Source organism: Candidatus Defluviibacterium haderslevense (assembly GCA_016712225.1).
Classification (GTDB): Bacteria; Bacteroidota; Bacteroidia; order Chitinophagales; family Saprospiraceae; genus Vicinibacter; species Vicinibacter haderslevensis.
Genome location: JADJRL010000003.1, coordinates 1,804,414 through 1,828,190, shown reverse-complemented (window position 1 = coordinate 1,828,190; position 23,777 = coordinate 1,804,414). Strand labels below are relative to the sequence as shown.

Annotated in this window: 10 protein-coding genes; 6 read left to right on the top strand and 4 right to left on the bottom strand. The window is 35.2% G+C overall.

Going from position 1 to position 23,777, the window contains the following annotated elements:
• Positions 1-150 precede the first annotated feature (150 nt).
• Positions 151-1,050: an FKBP-type peptidyl-prolyl cis-trans isomerase gene (locus IPK88_07335; GenBank protein MBK8243221.1), complete on the top strand. Its 900-nt coding sequence runs from the start codon at positions 151-153 to the stop codon at positions 1,048-1,050.
• A 20-nt stretch (positions 1,051-1,070) separates the two neighbouring features.
• Here the strand turns inward: IPK88_07335 and IPK88_07330 are convergent, their stop codons facing one another.
• The 4 genes from IPK88_07330 to IPK88_07315 form a co-directional block, all read right to left on the bottom strand.
• Positions 1,071-4,394 (bottom strand): VCBS repeat-containing protein, encoded by a 3,324-nt coding sequence (locus tag IPK88_07330; GenBank protein ID MBK8243220.1) that lies wholly within the window; start codon positions 4,392-4,394, stop codon positions 1,071-1,073.
• 155 nt (positions 4,395-4,549) lie between these two features.
• Positions 4,550-12,838 carry a M36 family metallopeptidase gene (locus tag IPK88_07325; protein ID MBK8243219.1) on the bottom strand — a complete coding sequence of 2,763 codons (8,289 nt, stop codon included), beginning with the start codon at positions 12,836-12,838 and terminating at the stop codon, positions 4,550-4,552.
• A 394-nt stretch (positions 12,839-13,232) separates the two neighbouring features.
• Positions 13,233-15,299: a T9SS type A sorting domain-containing protein gene (locus tag IPK88_07320; GenBank protein ID MBK8243218.1), complete on the bottom strand. Its 2,067-nt coding sequence runs from the start codon at positions 15,297-15,299 to the stop codon at positions 13,233-13,235.
• Positions 15,300-15,309: 10 nt separating this feature from the next.
• The gene (locus tag IPK88_07315) at positions 15,310-17,388 is read right to left on the bottom strand and encodes a T9SS type A sorting domain-containing protein (protein MBK8243217.1); all 2,079 of its coding nucleotides are present in this window, start codon (positions 17,386-17,388) and stop codon (positions 15,310-15,312) included.
• Between the two features lie 469 nt (positions 17,389-17,857).
• On the opposite strand from IPK88_07315, the gene IPK88_07310 reads away from it, so the two are divergent.
• The 5 genes from IPK88_07310 to kdpB all read left to right on the top strand — a co-directional run bounded on the left by IPK88_07310 (position 17,858) and on the right by kdpB (position 23,775).
• On the top strand, positions 17,858-19,204 hold the full coding sequence (locus tag IPK88_07310) for a sigma-54-dependent Fis family transcriptional regulator (protein ID MBK8243216.1): 1,347 nt from the start codon (positions 17,858-17,860) through the stop codon (positions 19,202-19,204).
• Positions 19,205-19,374: 170 nt separating this feature from the next.
• Entirely contained in the window at positions 19,375-19,659 is a 285-nt protein-coding gene (locus tag IPK88_07305) for a hypothetical protein (GenBank protein ID MBK8243215.1), read from the top strand.
• 166 nt (positions 19,660-19,825) lie between these two features.
• Complete coding sequence (gene kdpF, locus IPK88_07300; protein ID MBK8243214.1) at positions 19,826-19,903, top strand: K(+)-transporting ATPase subunit F; 78 nt, start codon at positions 19,826-19,828, stop codon at positions 19,901-19,903.
• A gap of 123 nt (positions 19,904-20,026) precedes the next feature.
• Complete coding sequence (kdpA, locus tag IPK88_07295; protein MBK8243213.1) at positions 20,027-21,730, top strand: potassium-transporting ATPase subunit KdpA; 1,704 nt, start codon at positions 20,027-20,029, stop codon at positions 21,728-21,730.
• An 8-nt stretch (positions 21,731-21,738) separates the two neighbouring features.
• Positions 21,739-23,775: a potassium-transporting ATPase subunit KdpB gene (gene kdpB / locus IPK88_07290; protein MBK8243212.1), complete on the top strand. Its 2,037-nt coding sequence runs from the start codon at positions 21,739-21,741 to the stop codon at positions 23,773-23,775.
• Positions 23,776-23,777 lie beyond the last annotated feature (2 nt).

Here is a 23,777-nt window from a genome sequence, read left to right as displayed (position 1 = left end):
CTTGACAGTATTACTTAATTTTTGGTATTTATTATATATAAATAATATTTAATGTATATAATAACAACATTAAATTTATTTAACATATAATATAAACAGATATGATTTGAATACTCAGATAAATATTAATTTTGGCAAAATTTTAACGTCATGTATCGATTTATAATCCTAATTTTTATTTTCATAACCTTTTGTAAAAATAAAAATTCAGTACATAGAATTTCGTCGAATGGACATCCTTTTGAATTCTTAGTTGATAAACCAGGTCAGGTCATAAAACTTGGGCAAATAGCGCATTGTGCAATGCAAATGTGGGTTGGAGATAGTCTTGTATTAAGTTCAGCATTCAATGGCAATTTGGCCCCAATAAGATGCATACCCAAAGAAAACATTGCAATAGATGATTTACAACATGATATAATTGTTGAATTATCATTAGGAGATAGTATTACCTGTAAGCAGCCAATGGACAGCATGTCCTTATTAAAATATAAATATACAGGAGTGACTGAGTTCACCGTTGTAATGAAAGTTGAAAAGATAGTTAATGAGGAAGATAATGAAGCTTATATGCAAGATGTAAGAAAAACCAAAAGCGACTCATTAGTAGCAGGAAGAGATTATACCGAAAAACTCAAATCAGTAATTCAAAAAATTAATTTAAATAAAATTAATAATCAGTTAGACAATTTAATTAACAAACCATCAGGGCTCAGTTATCATATTTTAGAAAACGGGAATGGAGAGCCTTTAAAGCCAGGTTATAGGATTCATTTTCATTTATTTTCAATGTTATCTGATGGTTCCTATCTCAATAGTTCGTGGATCTCGGAAACCCAGAATTATGTCATATTAGGAAGTCACGGTACCATTGACGGTCTTGAAGAAGCACTTAAATATTTGAAGGTTGGAGATAAAGCCGTGTTGTTTATTCCATATCCTTTAGCCTATGGTGAAGATGGATCAGGTTATGTTCCTCCCAAAAGTGATATGGTAGTGTATGTAGAAATTCAAAAAATGATTCCTATAAAATTAGGTGATTTGAAATAAGATCTTGATTATTTAAAGTTTTATTTTATCATATTCAATTGTATAGGACTATTATTGTTAGCTGATAAAATACAATCATTATTTGCAACTTTAATTAATTTCATTTTTCTTAGGTCACGGTTTAGCTTAAGTCCTGTCAAACTTGAATGAACGGGTACAAAATTTAATTTTCCATCCCCAAGAAGAATCCCCCCAATTCCCGCATCACTTCGCGTTGTTTCCACTTCCCGATTAAAATAATTTCCTCCATAAGCTAAATCCATCTTACCGTCTTTATTAAAATCATAAACGACAAAGTCATAAATTGGTGCTATTTGAGCTTCCATAGGAAAAGGTTTAAATATAAATCCATTAATACCTTCATTAATAAAAAATCCATTTTTAAATTCAGTTACTTTTTTAACTACCGTATTTTCCATTTTTCCTTCAAGTATATTGTCTAAGGTTGCTTTTGCAAAACTTTCATAATTGGCAAATTTTTCTTTTATAAATGGCATTTGTTCTGAACTGCATTGTCGTCCACGAACAGGATAAATCTTACCATCAGCATCATACGCCCCTAAATAAGAATCCCATGTACCATTATGATCAAAATCATTTAAATAAATACTGAATGGCTTTACTAAAGACGCTTTGAATTTAGAATTTAAACCTAAATTACCAGCTAGCAAATCCAAATCACCATCGGCATCAATATCAGTAGCAACAATAGAATTCCACCAACCAAATGTGCTATCCGTTTTCCACTTGACACTTTGATCAGAAAAATTACCATGTCCATTATTTTCTAAAACTTTAATGTTCATCCATTCTCCACCTAGCACCAAGTCCTGATCTGCATCACCATCAATATCCAACCAACTTCCACAACTCACATTACCAAAATCACTACACATTAAAGGACATAATTCTTTGGTTTTATCTATAAAGGTTCCATCGTCATTTATCAAAATATAACTTTGAACTGATAATCCATATTTACCGGGTATTTGTCTACCGCCAAAAAACAAATCTAAATCCTTATCTCCATCCACGTCAAAAGCTTTTACCAAACCTTTACTTGTAGAAAGCTTAGGCAATTTCTTTGAGCCATCTGTAAATTGACCCTGTCCATTATTAATATATAATCGATCTTGGTATAAGGGTGAATTTACAGGAAATACATTACTTCCTGAACATACTATCAAATCTAAATCTCCATCTTGATCTGCATCAAAAAATAATGCATCACCATCTTCATTTGCTTTATAAGTACTCCATGGCCCTGAAGTTTGCAAAATAAAACTACCATCTGTATTTTGCAAATAAAGTTGTCCAGCAAAACCTGCTGCCCCTCCTAGATAAAAATCTTCCAATCCATCACTATTTATATCAGCAATTGCTAAACTTGGTCCTAAAGTAGACATTTTATGAGGTATTAATATTTCACGTTTGAAATCATCATAATTATTCTGGATATAGCTTATTTTATTCAGGTTTTCACTATTCAATTCTTGAGTATATTGTAATGTACTTGTTTCTAAAAACTGACTTCTTGATTCTATAGCATCAGCTTCATTAAGTTCTAATAATTGATTTGATTTAACTTTCAATTTTTTAATTAATTTGCCTGAAGGCCATCTTACAATTACAGAATCAATAATTTGAGAATTTCCTACACCAAAATGTAAATAAGGCTCTGATGTTGACATATACCCTCTTACATTAGTTAATTCCTGAACTTGTATGCTTCCATTAATATATATTACAGCCCGTGCTCCAAAACTTCTTGTATTCAATTTTTCTCCTTTCAATTTTAATCTAATATAATGACCATCTGTATTTGTATTTCGATAAATAAAAGCAGGATCATTCATATTATTTACAACAAGATCAATATTTCCATCATTATCTAAATCACCAAAAGCAGCACCATGAGAAAAAGAAGGATCATTTAATTTCCAGGCTGAAGTTTTATTTTCAAAATTCAAAGACCCTTTGTTTTGAAACATGTAATTGCTAATTTTTACAGACGGTGCTTTATTTAAAAGTTCAACTGCAGAATTAAAACGTTCACCTTGATAACTAGGATTATTTTTATTCATCAAAAATTCACTTCGTAAATGATCAAAATCCTTGTTTCTTACATCCCGCATTAACCCATTTGTAATATATAAATCCTTCCATCCATCATTATCAAAATCACTAAAAAATGCAGACCAACTCCAATCTGTTTTGGACATCCCTAACATCTGTGCTATCTCACTAAAATGGCCGTTACCTTGATTTAATTGCATGGTATTAAACATATATTGATACTGAAATCCCAAATTAACAAATTTCCAAAACTGTGCAGGGTTCATACCACTCATGTTCACTTTATTCCTATATCGATTTTCAGATACCATATCTGCAACAAAAATATCTAACCAACCGTCATTATTCATATCAGACATATCACATCCCATACTAAAATTACTCATGTGGTTTAATGCATTAGCTGTGATATTTTGAAATGTTCCATTTCGCAAATTTAAATAAACTGCATCTGGAACATTATAATCATTTGCTACATAAATATCAGGATATCCATCATTAGAAAAGTCACCAACTGAGGTACTTAAACAATACCCAACCTGAAATAATCCACTTTCATTTGTAACATCGGTAAACGTATTATTACCATTGTTTTTATAAAAATGGTTGCTATATATATATTCTGGTTTAAGAATTTCTTGTCTAGTTTTATTATTATTTGGTGGTTGATTCGCAACCAATAAATCAAGGTCTCCATCCAAATCATAATCAAAAAAATTAGCATGTATAGAATACCCCTTATCATCTATACCAAATTTTGAAGCTTGCTCTGTAAAAGTATTATTTTTATTATTTATATAAAGTTTGTTGCCTCTTTTTTCTTCGTTTTCCAATAAATGACAACAAACATAAATATCATCATACCCATCCCCATTAACATCAGCAACACAAACACCAGCAGTCCATTCATCAGCTCCTTGTATACCGGCGGATTCTGAAATGTCATCAAATTTAAAATCACCCTTATTTAAATAAAGTTTTTCCTTATCCTGATTAGATACAAAAAATAAATCTTGTAAACCATCATTGTTGACGTCTAATAAAGCAACACCAGCTCCATTATAAATGGCCTCATAATTTAAATAATTATATTGATTATCCTCAGTTAATGTATTAGAAAAATGAATATTAGTATGACTTGAATTCATCAATTCAAAACCAGAAGTTTTTTTTTCATTTGAAACTGTTTGTTCTTGTTTAGCTTGATTACAGGAAAAGTAAAAAATACAAGACCAAACATAAAAAAAAACATATGAAGACTTCAACATACAAAATAAATTTATGCAAAGGTAAACAATTAAATAACGCAATATTGAATCACCTAAATCCTTATTAAGTTAAATAAAAAACCTCTCCCCATTGTAATGAAGAGAGGTCATTCATATTCTATTTAAAACTTAAATAAAGTCTTATGCTTAACAAATTAATCTATTACGACCATCCGCTTGGTAGCTGTATGATCTGCAGCATCTAATTGGTAATACAAGACACCAGAAGTGTTTAATTCACTCTTCGTAATCTTATATGTATTCAAGCCTTTTTGTCCTGCCAATTCGTATACTCTTACTACTTTTCCTGTTACATCATACACCGTTAATTTAACTGATGATGCTTCCGGTAAGCGGTAGCTGATTACGCATTCTTTGCTGAACGGATTTGGCTCGTTTTGATACAATTCGAACACTCCTGTTTCTACAATTCCTTTATCTGTGCGTACGCCTAATTTAACCTCTTTAACTTGATCCAGGTTGTCATATGCTTCTGCTCTTGTTACATCGCTCGTGATGCTGATCATCTTACTGATATTGCCACTTCTTGTTGCTTTAAACACGATGCTGTACAATACTTCATTTGATTTATAGCTTTCTCCCACGTTTGAGTTCCAGCTTGTTGTGATTACTCCACTTCTGATGGTTCCAATATTGCTTTCATTGATGTTTAAGCTACCTCGTTCTACTCCTTCGTATACCAAACTTTCGTTGTCATACTTCATCGTAAATTGGTAGCCTGCGATGTTTGCAAAGTCACTTGATTTAACATTCATTCTGTACGTCTGACCTTCAACAACACTTCCTTCTTCGATTACAAAATTCAAGGTTCCTGTCGTACGGATTGCCGTTCCTACTAAGCCCGCCTTCGCATTGCCATTCACATCTCCCATCTTGATTGCCATGAAGTTCTCTTTGTACTCTATTGGTGATGTTGGTATAACTATGGATGAACGCGGTGCTGTCCATGGTTTTGTTGGATCAAAGAATGTATAACTACTTGGTACAAATGTCCATGATTGCACTTTTGCAAATGATGGGCTTACGCCTAAGATTAACTTTCTGATTTCAGATATATCTGATGCTGTTATACTTCCGCTCGCATTTACGTCCGCTGCTATCAATTTGTATGGGCTCGTTATAACGGTCTGACCCAAGATGTGTTTTTGGATCTTAACGATATCCGCTGTACTTACTCCATTCAAATGATCATCATTCCGTGTTGGTTTAATTGTGTACTCGTCATTTACCACTAAATTACCGAATGAATATGGACTTCCGGTCATCTCACGCATCATCCTTGCATTGCGGTCTAATTGTACATTGACCGGTCTCGCTTCTTCATTTCCTTCGGTCATTATATTTCCGGTAATCTTAGCAAACGATCCTACGTTCAAGCATATACTATCATTGTCTTGCACCACAATTATGGTCTTACAATAATCCTTATTGCCTTCTTCATCTTCCACCCACATTTCCACATTGATGATTAACTCATCATTCACCTTAGCATTCACAAAATCATCGCAACAGATGGTCAAACTTGGTTTGTTCGCATCACCATCAAAATAGATCTTCAATTTATCTTTTGGTGTACAGTTATCGTAACTTCCATGATCTAAATCTTTAGCCCATATATCCACACATCCTGATGATGGCATAGGGACAGTGATCACCCCTGTTAAGCAATATGGTGTTGGTGCTTTACAATCTTTGATTTCAAATAATGTCTCGCATACTCCCGTATTTCCGCAACCATCCTCTACATTCCATCGAATCTTATGTATTCCTATTGGATAAGTACCACTTGCATTGAATGGATTGTGTCTGTCATCTGCAAATGGATTATGGCTGTACTCTACTGTATCTCCTGCATTGTATTGACGTTGGGTCAACGTTCCTACTCTGTAGTCCCAACCTCCATGGATTCCTTTTCCATCATTGTATGCATCGATCTTATATTCCCAGAACAACCAATCAACTGGTGTACAATTATCAGTTGCTGTTGCTGTTAAGCTGATATGACCTACGCACACTTTTAATGTTGGATCTAATACTGCTGGTTCGCATGGTCCTACACTGCATGTTACTACTGGTTTATCTTGATCTCTTACTTTAATCACTTGTAATGCTTCCCATCTTCCGAAGTTTGGATCAATAAACGGATCATATTGACACCAGTCAATCACTACCCATTTACGTAATACTTTGAAGCATGCATCTGGTTCTATTGTGAAGATCTCATCAAATTTTTCAATCGAGATTAATGCACAATTGTCATCTGCATTATTCACCACTACTGGTTTACCCAATTGTGGATTCTCTGGGCTGATGTCTGCACCGCAACCATCGATTACGATTGGATTTTGGTTACATACACCATTTGGCCATTGGATATCGGAATATCTTGGATCATTACAATTCAATGGATCTATAAAGAATGGATCGCAATCCACCACCCAAATGGTTTGGATGGCATTCACACGGCTATTGTTCGGTCCTGTTGCTGTAATGATACGTTGGATTTGTCCTTGACCGCACTCTCTTAAGTCATTAACTACAATCGTTGCTGAGGTTCCACAGGCATTGATAGCATAACCATCAAATCCCCACACTAACTCATACTTACGATCCCAATGTGCGGTATCGAACAATTGGTTGTAATAGTTGCACGCCAAATTCGGTGCCGGTATTGGCAATTGATTTGTTTGTACATAGCCTGGATATCCTGTATATTGATTTCTTTCGCAGAACTTATGACATACGATATCTGATGTTTTCACTTTTGCTCTATTCGATAAGCTGGTTACTACTCGACCAAAGGTTGGATCATTTGGATCTGTTGCTTTGTTGATATCAAACCAATACCAACAGCTTACAACCATATTTGGTGGTGCTACTACTGTTGGTACACTCTTATCCTGTACTTCTACTTCAACCATACAATCACTGAACCTTCCAAACAATACACTATTTGGATTCGTCATCGATACCGGTGTCAGTGGACCTGCTCCTGGATCTACATCAAATACACGCAATACAACCATGATTTTCTGTCCTACATCTGCACAACAGAATTGGGTATAATCATCAAAGTATACTTGGTTTCCAGCTAATACTAAGTTATCATCGCCATTTAAACCTGCGCATGCTACCGTATTATTTGAATTACTTCCACTGTTGGTTCCCAACAATTCAGCCATTCTGATCGTCTTAAACCACACATGTGGTTGGCAGTTGTCGAATGACCCCTCATTAAGATCTTTTGCATATAATCTGGCGTAGTTGGTACCCGGTTCTTGATTTCCATTAAGACTCACCACAGTTCTGGTTCTACATACTGCTTGTGGTGGTGTTCTGTCCAATACGTTTAATACAACGCGTTTCTTCGTTATATTTCCACAGCAATCCACTGCGATAATGTAACCATATTGTATGCCTTCCGGTAAATCTATCACTACAAATCCTGCTATTTCATCGCCCAATACCGTTCCATTTTCTACCTCAACGCTATAGTGTAATTCTTCTGAGCAATTATCTAATAACCATGGTTTTGGTACTTCCCATCTTCCCGTACATGTCCATGTTTCCATATTCACACGGGTGCTATCCGGATACAATACCTGTGGACCTTCTTGATCCATTACCTTGATGATTTGGTTGTGTCCGCCTACTTGTGAAGTACACCAATCCAATACCGTCCATTGACGCAATACTTTATAGCAACCTATTGGGCCTGCATTACAGTTTGGTGTTGCTAAATCAAATATGATATCCTGGAAGGTTATAGCTAAGTTTGCACAGTTCGATCCACTTGGGCGACCTGTTCCATGCCACATCACTCTTGTATCAGGACCCCAACACAATGGATTGGTTTGTGACCACTGTCTGTGTGCAGGATAATACACCACATCAGGACTTGGATGTCCGTAATTTGGACTATTTGGGTTATCTATACAGTTCCAGCCCAATACTCTTGGGATTCTTCTGTTTGGATAGATGTTCGGTTGATTTGGATTAGCGCGCCAGTAGGCTGAGTCTAATAAATATCCGTCTACACATTCAGGGAAGTCTGACATATGTGGACCAACATTCTTATTCGGATCGATTTTTTCGTTACAATTCAATGCCGGTTCTTCGATATTATCATAATTTCTTGGTACCGATACCGTTGCTAAGGTTCCTAGGCTTACTGTGATTTTTTGAACACAGGTCGATTTATTCCCTGATGCATCCTCTGCTGTCCAGGTTCTAACAATAATCAATTCATAACCTGCAGCACAGCCTCCTTGGGTTTCATTATCTCTATAACTCACACTAGCTCCTCCACAATTCTCGATCACTGTTGGCACTCCTGTTATTGATGGTGTGGTTGCTGATGAACATGGCAAGCACGTATCTCTTGGACAAGTCAACAATGGCGCTAATTTATCTTCCACTGTAGCATGACCCCAACAGCTATTGCCTGTCTCAGGATCTATTATCGTTATTTTTAATTCCCTTCCTATTTCGTTTCCATTGATTTGAATTCCCGGCTTTGTCAGATTACGATCGATTAATCCACCGTTTCCAGTAGTTGTCCAGTATCTTACTTGAACTATATAATCATCATAACAGCCGTATGGACCTCCTTCCAAAACCATATCAGCACCAATGGTAGCTTCACAGTTTTGGTCCAATGAAATCTGTACTTCGTCATTACATACTAATTCTCGAATTGGGTTGGCGTATTCTAAGACCGTGATACAATATTGACAAGTTACCGAATTTCCTCCGGCATCTGTAGCTCTAAAGGTCAGACATGATACCCCTCTTGGAAAATCACTTCCACTCACCAATCCTCCTGTTTGAACTACTGTAGGTGGAGGTGTACAATTATCTGTTGCGTCAGGTAATGCGAAGTTTATGATTCTACTACATTCTCCTGGATCCAAATGTACCGTATAATCCTTAGAACAATTGATAACTGGTAATATGTTGTCTTGAACGGTAACCAAAGCAATACATGTAGACATTAATCCACATGCATCTGTAGCTCTAACTGTAATGGATTTAACACCTAAATCTGCACAGGTAAACGAAGTTTGGCTTGCACTAAGTGTAACTCCAGCTGCCCCACCACAATTATCACTAGCACTGACGATCATATCTGTTGGAGCCAATATTAATGTGCCACCGAGTGGAATACTGACGGTTATATTTTTACATGCGATAACTGGGGCTATTTGATCATTCACAGTTATTGTTTGAGCACAAGTACCAGAATTACCGCAAACATCTGTTGCTCTATAGGTTCTAGTGATGGTATATCGATTAGCGCATGTTTGGTTTGTAATCACATCACTAACGAATTCTTTAATAATACCAACATTACCGCATAAATCTGCAGCAATAACCAAATTAACATCTGGTGCCGGAACTAAAGAAGCGCAAGCCACAGAAGCTGCGGCTGGGCATATTATGGAAGGATGAGTTATATCATTTACAGTAATAATTTGAGTACATTCTGCAGTAGCTTGACAAGCATCAGTAACTCTATAAGTTCTGGTAACTGTATATCGGTTAGCACAAGTTTGATTTGTGATTACATCACCTCTGTGAGTAACAACTAATGGAGGGCAACCTCCAGATTTAGTTGGTGCGTTAATATCTGGTGCTGGTACACTTGTTGCACAACCTACTGTTACCGGAGCCGGGCAAGTTATAGTTAAAGGTGCGGCTGCAAACGAAATACAAATATTTCCATTACCAGTTCTTAGTCCTGGAGTTGTACTTCCAGATGTAACACCACCTATATAGGAAGAACCTCCACCAGCTGAACCATCTGTGGCACCTCCACCGCCACCATAATAACCACCACCGCCACCAGCAGCATGTTGTGTACCGGCTCCTTGCGGTGCGTTTCCTCCTAAGCCTAAAGATCCATTTCCACCAGATAATGCCGGGAATCCACAATTACCAAAAACACCTCCATTCCCACCAGCAGCTTGTGTTCCACCTTTTCCATCGCTTCCTGAAGGATTACAATCCCCGCCTAAAGCATCAGCTCCGGTTAAACCACCCCCAGCTCCACCACCTTGTCCGCCACAAGAGAATTCAGCACCTCCTCCTCCTCCTGCAACTATCCTTCTATTTGCTAAAGCACTTCCGCCTTGTCTAACGTCTGAAGCGCCTCCTCCACCTGAGCAGGTGTTGGGATCAGCACATGGAGCTCCACCACCATTAAAAGCACCAGCACCACTATTTTGTCCTGCTCCTCCGACAAAAATATTCAATGTCTCTCCAGGGGTTACCGTTAAAGTTCCTTTAGCATAACCTCCCAATCCACCTCTATCTGGACTTCCACCGCACACGTTTACACTATTTAGAGCAGTTGCTCCAGCAGCACCATAAGCATCTATAGTAATAGAAGTAATACCAGCAGGTACCACCCAAGTCTGCATTCCTCCTGTATAATCAAAACAAACCATCGTTGGTGGGGCCGCCTGACAAGCCACCGGAACATCAAATGCTTCAGTACCGTCAGTTACGCTATTAGTACTACCTTGAGTAGCACTTAATCCTAATCCACGTTTAGCAAATGCCCTCCAAATAGCGCATTGATTCGCTCCATTATATATATTTCTGTCTGCTAATAATATAGCATCCCTTCCGTCTACAAAACCTGGTGAACAAGGTTGTAATTTCATAGCTTCTGTAATTAATCGAAGCGCTCTATTATTACCTCCATTTCCAGTATAAAAATTGGCATCATAGCCATATGTATTGATCAGTTCCCAGGTAACTTCCCATAACATGGCACACCATACCGATCCAACACCATGAGGGATGGCAGATGTCTTAATGGTATTATAAGTTCTAGGATCTATAGCTAAACTTGTAGAGTAAGGGAATGCTCTAATTCCAGCACCCGTTGGTGGCTGTCCAAATAACCAGGTACCAATAGGTCTTCTATCTGGTCCCATATCACCTGGTTCAATAGTCATTACAATGGCATACCAGTCACTCCAACCTTCTCCCATTTGTTCAGCGTTATTCAAACAATTGACATTAGATGGGCCGCCCGTTAAACGATTAGATATTCCGTGGCCATATTCATGAAGTATAACCCCATTATCAATATCACCATCTCTCGTACCACAGATATACATTTGCATGGTTGGTCTACTTCCATCCGGAGGTGTTCCAAAATTAGCATTACAGGTACCTGAACCATCTTGTGCTTCAGCTCTGCAATCATCATTTCCTAGACCGCCTCTTCCGTAATTATTAACTTGAAAATTACCGGCTGCTTCAGTAAAACCATATTGGTAGGTTACATCATGTATAATATTTGTCCAATAAAATAAATTGGTAATAATAGCTGGTTCAGACTCATCAACTCCAACCATATATGTTGTATTTATTGGAAAATCAAAAACCAAAGCTGCCAATCCATCTGGGCTAAATCCAGGGTTGTTTCCATCTTCATAAGCATGGGTATTATTACCTCGAGTAATGGTGAACTCCGGACCTACGGCTCCATTGGTATCATGCCAACCATATGGTGAAGCAAGTGCATTATCTGGGTTATTAATTAAGCTTCTGGCTCCGTGACCCGGACTTTCAATTGGCATTGGATAAACTCTATATCCACCTACCATCATAGAAGAACCTGCCACATTAACATTGAATGCTCGGGAAGTTTCTGAACTTTCTTCATTCAATTGTGGATGATCATGATGTGCATGATTGGCTTCATCAAAACCACAGCTAACAACTAAATTGTTCTTGTATAAAATATTACCACTAAAAGCATCCACAATCAGGTACCAATAGTTGTTTTGATTAGCCTCGTAGATATACATTTCCCATGCAAGGTCTATAACATATGGACTTTTAGTTTCTTTACTATCGGTAGTAAATAAACTATTAGTTCTTGGAAAAAAGATCAATTTTACCGGGATATTTTCTAAGGAAATACCACCATCACTGATAACAGCTTTTTGCTCTTCATTTCCAATATTACTAATAATCTGAAGTGGAGATTTAATAGACAAGGATAAAGCTGATGCAACTTTTTCTATGGCTTCTATACTTGACAATTGGGGTGCTGGAATTTTATTAGTTATGCCATTTTCCAAATTTGGAATAAAAGCATTATTAATGTGAATGAATTCACCTTTGGAGTTATAGTGCTGAGAAGAATAAGTGCCATAAACACTAACCCCTTTGAATTTCTGGGTATAATAAATGTGCTTAATTCCTGAGGCACTACTTACATGGCTGGCAGAAACTTCAATGTCTGAAATATCATCGCCGTTTAAGCCAAATTTTAGGGAATTAGCTTTTAAATATGCTTGAGCATCTTCAAGAGGAGTCTGGGCAAATAAGCTAAAACTTGTAAATATCGAGAAACCGATACAAGTTAGAAAAATTTTAATTTTGGTCATTTTCAAGTTCATGAGAATCATTTTTGGTCTTGTTAACTGAAAACCGATCTAATCTCCTGAACCCATTTAAGCTTGAAAATATCAAAACATCCAAAAATTTACCCTTTGATATTATCAAAAAATAATTTCAGACATTCCAATTAATCCAAATATAATTTGGAATTAATTCTAATTAACACACTAAAATATGACTAATTTAAGGAATTTGCTTCGCCTTTAATTATGTCACGATTCAAGAAATCTTTAAAAAATCAGATTTCCAAATGCAAAGCTATAAAAAAGGCCGGAAATGTACTAATCTGTAGGCAGTATTTTTTAAATTATACATAATTCAAATATGTTTAATAAAAATGTGTAGTTCATTAATATTGAATTAATAATAAGTAAAACGATCGTTTATTTTACTTTAATTTTGTATCATTCGTCGGGTTTGTTCACCGTAGGAATTTACCAATTTATAAAACAAAACTCCAGGTTTAACCTCCTTAGGAATATTGATCATCCATTCGTTCATTCCCTTCTTACCAAAAGAGCTTTGTTGGCTAATGGTTTTGCCCATTAGGTCATAAATAATTAAATGGCAATTTGCGTCATCAGGGAGTTGAAAGCGAATACTCGTGATGCCCTTAAATGGATTGGGTTCATTCTGAAAAAGTATATAATCATACTTTATCTCATTTTGCTCTATTTCTGTAAAGTTCAAATGAATATCTTTGGTTGATTCATCTGATCCGTAAGCTTCAGAACTAATAATATCGTTGGATATATCTAGTAAAGCTTGTAGATTTCCATCCTTCGAAACATTGAAAATGAGATAGAACAATACTTCGTCAGCTTCATGATTCACAGCATAATCTGAATTCCAACTGGAGGTCAAAACACCTGGTTCCAGATCACCAAAATGGCTATCATTTATGGACAAAACACCTGGCTCAACGCCTTGATAAACCAAATTCTGTGCATCATACTTCAGGGTAAATTGGAATCCATCTACATCGTCAAAACGGTCTGCTCTGATGGGAATTTTGTAAGTTTGATTGGCTAAGAGAAATTGATTTTCTATTAATAGATTTATTTTACCTGTTGTTCTGTGATCCATTTTGGTTAAACCTGGTTTCACATTGCCTGTGACATCTCCAAATTTTATTCCAATAAAATCTGAATTATATTCTTTGGGTTCTATTATTTGTAGTAATTTTTTTCTAGGCGCTGAAAAGGGCTTGGTAGGATTTGGAAAGATATAATCGCCCGGAACAAAGGTCCATGAAGCTACTTTGGTAAAAGTAGGTTGTACACCAAGGATTAACTTTCTCAATTCAGAAATATCCGAAGCTGTTATTGACCCTGAATTATTAACATCTGCCGCAATCAAACTATATGGTCCAGAAATTAACGATTGACCTAAAATATGTTTCTGGATTTTTACTATATCAGCGGTACTAACGCCATTCAATGGTTCGTCATTTCGGGATGGTATAATGGTATATTCCTTTGGCCATGTCAGATCCCCAAATTCATATGGGCTTCCTACCGTTTCACGTAGCGTGTTATTCATTGATTCAATTTGAACTTTAACTTTCTTAAGTTCTTCATTATGCTGTGTAACAATTTTACCACTTATTTTAGATGATGCTGGTAAATTTTGGCAATAATCTAAATTATCCATAACATATATCGTCACATTACAATAATTAATATTTCCTACTTCATCTTCAACTGAAATTTCCTGCATAATTCTCAACTCATCAGATTGATTTGCAGCTTCAAAATCATTGCAACAAACAGTAATTTTTGATTTACTTCGGTCTCTTTCAAAATAGAATTTTAATCCCTCAGGAGTCGTGCAGTTGTCATAACTGCCTTGATCAAGATCTTTTGCAATTATATCTACACATTGTGATAATGGAATTGCCAATGAAAAGAAATTAGCCTTACATTTAGCTGTTGGCGCGACACAATCTTTGATTTCAAAAATCTTTTCGCATTCTCCAATATTTCCACTTTGATCTTTAACAATCCATCGGATGCGATCCAGACCTATTGGATAATTACCACTAGCCTTGAATGGGGTAATACTGTCGGAATAAGAATTGAATTGAAATTCGAGTAATTCACCATTTTTGATTTGGTTGGTACTTTTTGCTCCAACATAAATATCGAAACCGCCATAAGCCCCTTGACTATTATTAAATAGATCTATTTTATAGGACCACACCAAATCATCAGATAAAGTCTCGTTATCTGTTGCAGAAGCCGTTAGATCAATATGTGCAAAACACAACTTCTCCGCTGCTTTAAATATGGCTGCTTCACAAGAACCTATTTCACATTTGATTTCGGGGTTTAAAATATCTAAATCATATTCATTAATCAATGATTTATCTAAGAATAAATTAACATGATCATTTGCTTTCAAGTTAACACTTAGGATGAAAGCAATAAGTGTAAAATAGAATGGTAATGTAATATTCATCTCATTGAATTTAAGGGTTTAAAATCATACTTTTAGTGGCAATATATTTAAATGTTTGTAAATGGTAATAATAATGTCCGGCAAAATTTAATTCTTTCTTGGTGACAAGGAAAGTATTCATTCCTTGTGCTGCATTTCCTGAATATTGGTATATCGACCGCCCGGTAATGTCACAAATTTTCAATGTTACATAAGCTTCATTGTCTAAAAAATAACTAATTGTGGAATGGTCACTAAATGGATTGGGAACATTTTGAAATAATATTATTTCATCCTTTTTGGGTTTATCAAAGACATCTGCGAAGTGCAATTGAATAGTTCTTAATGATTCATCTGACGTATATGCTTCTGATGTTATAACATCGTTATTAATATTTAATGATGTACTTAATGCTCCATCTTCAACCACTTTAAAATTCAGATAAAATAAGACTTCATCGTTAGTATGTGTTTCTGCATGGTCTGAATTCCAACTAGACGTTAATTTGCCATTTTCTAAATCCCCAAAATGACTTTCATTAATTAGTATTACTCCAGCTTCGACACCTTGATAAACCAAGTGCTGGGGATCATAATTCAAAGTAAACTGGAATCCCTCAATATCTTGAAAATGTTCTGCTCTGATGGGTATTTTATAGATTTGATTGGCCTTGCAATATTCATTGTTGACAATGAAATTTAATGGCATTTGAGAACGAATTTGGGTGCTTGACACACTATCTAATGGACTCCACACTTTACCCATTTTTATAGCAATGAAATCGGAATTGTATGTATGCCAATGATCAATTTTAAATTCTGCAAATCGAGGTGCATTCCAAGGGTTAGATGGTTTAGGAAAAATATATGATGCTGGAACAAAAGTCCATGAATTTACTTTTCTGAAACTTGGAATAATGCCTAATATTAACTTTCTCATTTCTACAATATCAGCAGCTGTAATAGAATTAGAAGCATTAACATCTGCTGCAATCATTCGATATGGAGTGGAGATAAGTTTTTTACCAAGAACATGGTTTTGAATTCTTAATATATCTCTTGTGGATATTCCATTCAAAGGATCATCATTGCGAATTGGTAGTACTTTATAAGTAGAAGGAGTATATAAACAATTAAAACGAAAATTACTTTTTGTAACCTCTCGTATGGGCTGATTCTTTGTTTCCAATTGAATTGTGGAAATTACTCTGGTCGTTTTATTCTCTTCAGTCACAATTCCTGATATAGTTGCCCCATCCCCATTAATACATGCATCTAAACTATCCAAAACTATTATCAATGCTTTACAATAATCCCTGTTCTCTTCTTCATCTTCAACCCACATTTCTACTTCAAATCTTAGTTGATCGCATTGTCCACTCGCAATAAAATCATCGCAAGTAACCATTATACTTGTTTTGTTTATATCTCCATCAAAGTAGAATTTTAACTTATCTTTAGAGGAACAATTATCAAAACTTCCAAAATCAAGATCATTGGCAAGTATGGTTACTTTGCCGGTTGATGGTATTGCCCAGGTCAACAATCCAGTTTTACATTTTGGAATGGGAGCCAAGCAATCTTTAATTTCAAACAGCGTTTCACAAACACCAACATTCCCACTCGAGTCACAAACATTCCATCGGATTCTGTGAATACCTATAGGATAAGTTCCACTTGCCTTAAAAGGGTTATAATAGTCGTCAGCAAAAGGATTAGGTCCATACTCCACGGTATCCCCCGTATTATGTTGATGTTTTGACAATTTTCCAACTCGGAAGTCATAGCCTCCATGAACACCTCTGCCATCATTGTATAAATCAAACTTGTATTCAAACATTAAATCATCTTCTCGCGTAATATTATCAGTTGCAGAAGCGGTTAGCTGAATATGGCCAACACAAACCTTAATATTTGAATCTATTTTAGCCGGTTCACACGGCCCTACCAGGCAAGAAACCACTGGTTTGTCCAGATCATCGAATACATTTTGTCGCACATTATTATCTGTGAATTTTTGGTTTTCTTGGAGCTGTTGACCGATTATAGCATTTACTAAAAACCAAAATAAAACCACTGTAAATGGTTTCATATAATAAAAAATTCTCATATAGTATGTATTTAGGTAAAGTGAAGATAATATAATTCACTCCATTTATAACATAAAAAAATAAATTTATATAAATAAATCATCAATCAAGACATGTCAGGAATAACAAGAACAATACTTCACCGGTATAAATGTATCATATTCTACCCATCACCAAAAATACCATTTACACTATTTATTCCACAACTTTTGAAAATCATATATGGGATGTATTCGAATTAGCTAATCTATAACTAAATTTGAACCAAAATTAAATACTCTTGAAATTGCAAATTTTTGATATTTGGGCTTATGGACGGATTTTGAATATTCTTTTATTGGTTCATAATAAACTAACTACTTATAAATTATTTAATTCATTAAAATCAATGTTAATGGACTAATAAGCTTTAATAATAGCTTACATAGCGTAGAATATTGATTCATTAAAAGTGTTTTGATTTTTGACAAAACGAAATAAACGAAGAGATTGAAAAAAATATTAATCATAGATGACGAAGAAAAACTGAGAACCTTATTGACAAGGATAATCAGTCTAGAAGGATTTGAAGTGGTGCAAGCAGGTGATTGTAAAACTGCTTTGAAAAAATTAGAACAGAACGAAATCGATCTTGTCCTTTGTGATGTAAAATTACCTGATGGAAATGGTGTTGAGTTGTCAAAATTAATAAAAGAAAAATATTCCCACATAGAAATCATTTTATTAACTGCTTATGGAAATATTCCTGATAGCGTACAAGCTATTAAAAATGGAGCGTTTGACTATATTACTAAAGGTGATGATAACAACAAAATTATTCCATTATTATATCGCGCTCTTGAAAAAGTAAGCTTATCGAAACGTGTATTAGTATTAGAAAAACAACTAGGTGACAAACATTCATTTGACAGCATAATAGGCAAATCAAAACCTATCCAAAAAGCAATTGATTTAGCACAAAAAGTTGCAAGAACTGATACTACCGTTTTATTGACGGGAGAAACTGGAACCGGAAAAGAAGTATTTGCCCAAGCTATACATCAAGAAAGTCTAAGAAGTAAATATAATTTTGTAGCCATAAACTGTTCTGCTTTTAGTAAAGAATTATTAGAAAGTGAAATGTTTGGACATAAAGCCGGGGCATTTACTGGAGCTGTAAAAGATCAGAAAGGACTTTTTGAAGAGGCCAACAACGGCACCATTTTTTTAGATGAAATTGGAGAAATGGCCTTGGACTTACAAGCCAAATTATTACGTGTTTTGGAAACCGGAGAATTTATTCGTGTTGGTGATAATAAGTCTACCAAAGTAAATGTTCGCATTATAGCTGCAACGAATAGAGATCTTCAAAAAGAAATTGAGTCGGGACACTTTAGACAAGATTTATTTTATCGCATTTCTGTTTTCCAAATTCCATTACCACCTTTAAGAGAACGAGTCATTGATATTGAAATATTAGCCATTCACTTTTTAAACATCTATGCACTCAAAAGCAATAAAAAGATAAAATTGATTTCTAAGGAATTTATAGAAGCTTTAAAACAGCATCAATGGAATGGCAACATTCGTGAGCTTAAAAATGTCATTGAACGAAGTGTCATTCTTTGCGATTCAGAGGAATTGGTCATTGAAAACTTACCCATTGAAATGCAACACACAACAAATCTTTCAAAGAATGACAAAACCTTTTCAGCATTCGAGTTGGCCAGTGCTGAAAAAATTCACATCCAAAAAGTGCTGAATTACGCTAATGGAAATAAAACTAAAACTGCTGAATTGCTGAATATTGCATTAACTACCCTTTACAGAAAACTTTCCGAATACGGAATAGAATAAATGGATCCTTTCAAAACGCTAGTATCGACCCTTTCATTTTGAAAGGGTTTTTGATTTATTATTTTGTGTTCATTTTATTTAATAAACTACAGATCAATTAATTAGCATCAATTAATTACAACTGGACTAAAACTTGACTTGATATTGGCATGATCAATATCATATCAACAATGAATGTTAAAGCAATTCCGAGCATATATCAACAAGTCCAGCAATTGGCAAACCTTACAAAAGAACATATTTTGGCTGGTAATATTGCAATGGCAAAGTCCTGTTTGCAAAGAGCCGAAGGTATTTTTAAAATAGGCTCTACTGAAATGAAAAATGCAATTGTAAATGGTTATATATTTTCTGTGACGCTATTTATGGAAATGCATCAATACAATATTAAACAATTTCTACCAAAATCATTGCATTCAGAATATCAAAAACAGATTTATTCGTCAGGGTTATAATACCAATTATTAAACTCAAAGAAAGATATCAATGGAAAGATATGAACAATAAAATACATTCTCTAAATATTTAAATCATGATCACAGGAATTCTAACCATCGTTGGAGCATTAGGCTTCTTATTATTTTTTAAAACCATTAACTTCTTTGAAAAAATTTAAAAATTATGATAGCATTATTTATTATCGCACTAGGGGTCTTCGCATACATGTGTTATGTTTTGCTAAAGCCTGAAAAATTTTAAAACGAAATGGGACCAATTAAAACATTTTACAGTATTTATAATAGCAATGCTTGTTGCAATTTCTTTACTATACATCGTTTATTGGAAAATCAAAATTTTGTTTAATATCAATTAATTAAAGAAATGAACTCAGAAATTCTTGGAGTAATCCTTATGTTTTTACTGGTAGTATTGTTCGCAATACCCTTAGGAAGTTACATCGGTAAAGTTTTTAGTTATGAAAAAACATGGCTGGATAAAGTTTTCAATCCGCTTGACCATTTGTTTTTCAAGTTAAGCGGCATTGACCCTAAAATTGAAATGAATTGGAAGCAACATTTAGTAGCCTTGCTTACTATTAATTTTATTTGGTTTCTCATCTGCATGTTTGTATTGACCAATATGAGTTGGTTACCTCTCAATCCTGATGCCAATCCCTCAATGACTGGCGATCTGGCATTTAATACATCTGTAAGTTTTGTTACCAATACCAATTTGCAACATTATTCGGGAGAAAGTGGCTTATCTTATTTAGGGCAATTAATTTTAATGCTTTGGCAATTTATTAGTGCAGGAACAGGCATTGCAATTTGTGCCGTAGTTTTTAATGCGATGAGAGAACGAACCACGACAACACTAGGAAATTTTTATAGTTTGTTTGTTCGTAGTTGTACTAGAATTTTATTCCCTTTAGCATTTATTGTTGCCATAATTTTAGTATTTAATGGAACTCCAATGACCTTTGAAGGTAAAGACACTATTATAAGCTTACAAGGCGACACTGTACAAGTTAGCCGAGGTCCTGTTGCTGGTTTTGTTGCAATAAAACAATTAGGAACTAATGGTGGCGGTTTTTATGGCCCTAATTCAACTCACCCTCTAGAAAATCCAAATTATCTCACCAACATCGTAGAAACTATTTCCATTGTTCTAATTCCAATTGCAATGGTATTTGCAATGGGTTTTGTTTTGAAAAGAAGAAAGTTAGCCTGGATCATTTTTGCAGTAATGACTTTCGGATTTTTATGCTTCGTCTTTCCTGCAATTTATTATGAAATGCAAGGAAATCCTGCAATTCAGAAGATGGGTATTGCACAAAACATAGGAAGTATGGAAGGCAAAGAAGTACGCTTTGGTTCAGGAGCTTCAGCGTATTGGGCCATAAACACTACGGTTACAAGCAATGGTTCTGTAAATGCAATGCATGATAGTATGACACCTCTCACTGGAATGTTTACTTTACTTGGAATGATGGTCAATTGCTTTTATGGTGGAGTTGGTGTTGGTTTCTTAAACTTCTACATTTTCATCATTCTGGCGGTTTTTATAAGCGGCTTAATGGTGGGAAGAACACCTGAATTTTTAGGTAAAAAAATAGAAGCTAAAGAAATGAAAATTGCAATGATGATAGCATTACTTCATCCTTTTTTGATTTTAGTCAGCACTGCTATTTCCAGTTATTTGTTTGCACAAAATCCAACTGAATATGCTTCTTGGTTAGCTAACCCAGGTTATCATGGGTTTAGTGAAATGCTATATGAATTTACTTCTTCCAGTGCCAATAATGGTAGTGGTTTTGAAGGACTCGGTGACAATACACCATTTTGGAATATAGCCTGTGGTATAGTGATGCTATTGGCTCGATATCTTCCAATAATTGGTCCTGTGGCCATAGCAGGTATTTTAGCAAGTAAAAAGTACATACCTGAAAGTAATGGAACCCTAAAAACAGACACTGCCACTTTTGGCCTTATGGTATTTGCAGTTATAGTGATATTAGCTGCCTTAGCTTTTTTTCCAGCCCTAACACTTGGTCCTATTGCCGAATATTTCTCAATGCTTAAATAATAAACAAAATGACAAAAGATAAATCCTTATTTCAAAAAGACTTAATGTCAGAAGCATTAAAACAGTCTTTTGTGAAACTTAATCCAAAAATCATGTTCCGTAATCCTGTAATGTTTACGGTAGAAGTAGGAACGGCAGTTATGTTTTTTGTTTGCTTGTGGATATTAGCAGGTGAACAATCGCAAGGAAGTTTTATGTACAATTTTATTGTGTTTCTTGTTTTACTTCTCACATTACTCTTTGCCAACTTTGCAGAAGCAATAGCCGAAGCAAGAGGAAAAGCACAAGCCGACAGTCTTAGGAAAACAAGAGAAGAAACACCTGCAAAGAAAATTACTGCAATAGGTAAATTTCATTCTGGTGAAGTACAACTGATTCCTTCTTCCATGTTAAAAAAAGATGACTTGTTCTTTTGTGAAGCAGGAGACATTATTCCAATGGACGGTGAAATCGTAGAAGGGCTAGCAACTATTGACGAAAGTGCCATAACCGGTGAAAGTGCTCCAGTAATTCGTGAAGCAGGTGGTGATAAAAGTTCTGTTACGGGTGGAACCAAAGTGCTCAGTGACAGAATTCAAGTTAGAGTGACGACCGAAGCGGGTGAAAGTTTTTTGGATAAAATGATAGCGTTAGTAGAAGGTGCATCGCGACAAAAAACACCTAATGAAATTGCATTAACTATTTTGCTAGCAGGTTTTACTTTGGTGTTCATCATTGTAACCATAACACTAAAACCTTTTGCAGATTATGCCAATACTCCCATTACAATTTCAGCATTCATATCCTTGTTCGTTTGTTTAATTCCCACAACAATTGGTGGATTACTTTCTGCCATTGGTATAGCAGGTATGGATAGAGCTTTACGAGCTAATGTTATTACTAAAAGTGGTAAAGCGGTAGAAACTGCTGGTGATATTGATGTATTACTTCTAGACAAAACAGGAACGATTACTATTGGAAACAGAAAAGCAACAAACTTTTATCCTGCGAATGGAATTGACGAAAAGCATTTTATAAAGTGTGTGGTTTTAAGTTCAATGAGTGATGATACTCCTGAAGGTAAATCCATTATTGAATTAGCTAAAATAAATCCATCTAGTTTAAAAATGGAAAATCCTAGATTTATAAAATTCACTGCGGAAACACGAAGTAGTGGAATTGATTTTGAACATTTTAGAATTCGAAAAGGCGCATCAGATGCAATTAAAATCCTCTCAGAAGCCGCAGGAAATACGTTTCCTTCAGAAACAACTGAGAGGGTTAAAATAATATCTAGTAACGGTGGAACGCCATTAGTAGTTTCTGAAAATGAACATGTGATTGGAGTGATAGAATTACAAGACATTATCAAACCTGGAATCAAAGAACGTTTTGAAAGGTTACGAAAAATGGGAATAAAAACAGTTATGGTTACTGGTGATAATCCATTAACAGCAAAATTTATAGCTCAAAAAGCTGGTGTAGATGATTTTATTGCAGAAGCTAAACCAGAAGATAAAATGAATTACATCAAAAAAGAACAAGCTGAAGGAAGATTAGTAGCCATGATGGGTGATGGAACGAATGATGCTCCAGCTTTGGCACAGGCAGATGTTGGTGTGGCTATGAATAGCGGAACCCAAGCCGCAAAAGAAGCGGGCAACATGGTTGATTTAGATAATGATCCAACCAAATTAATTGAAATTGTCGAAATTGGAAAGCAATTATTAATGACCAGAGGAACGCTAACTACATTCAGTATTGCCAATGATGTAGCAAAATATTTTGCCATCATTCCGGCCTTATTCATTGTAGCCATTCCATCACTTCAAGGACTAAATATAATGAATTTGTACAGCCCAGAAAGTGCCATATTATCTGCTGTCATATTCAATGCTATTATCATTCCCATGCTCATTCCGTTAGCTCTAAAAGGAGTTGCTTACAAACCCATTGGTGCTAGTGCGTTACTTCGCAGAAACCTATTCATTTATGGTTTAGGCGGTGTGATTATTCCATTTATTGGCATCAAATTAATTGATCTACTTGTTTCAATATTTATATAAAA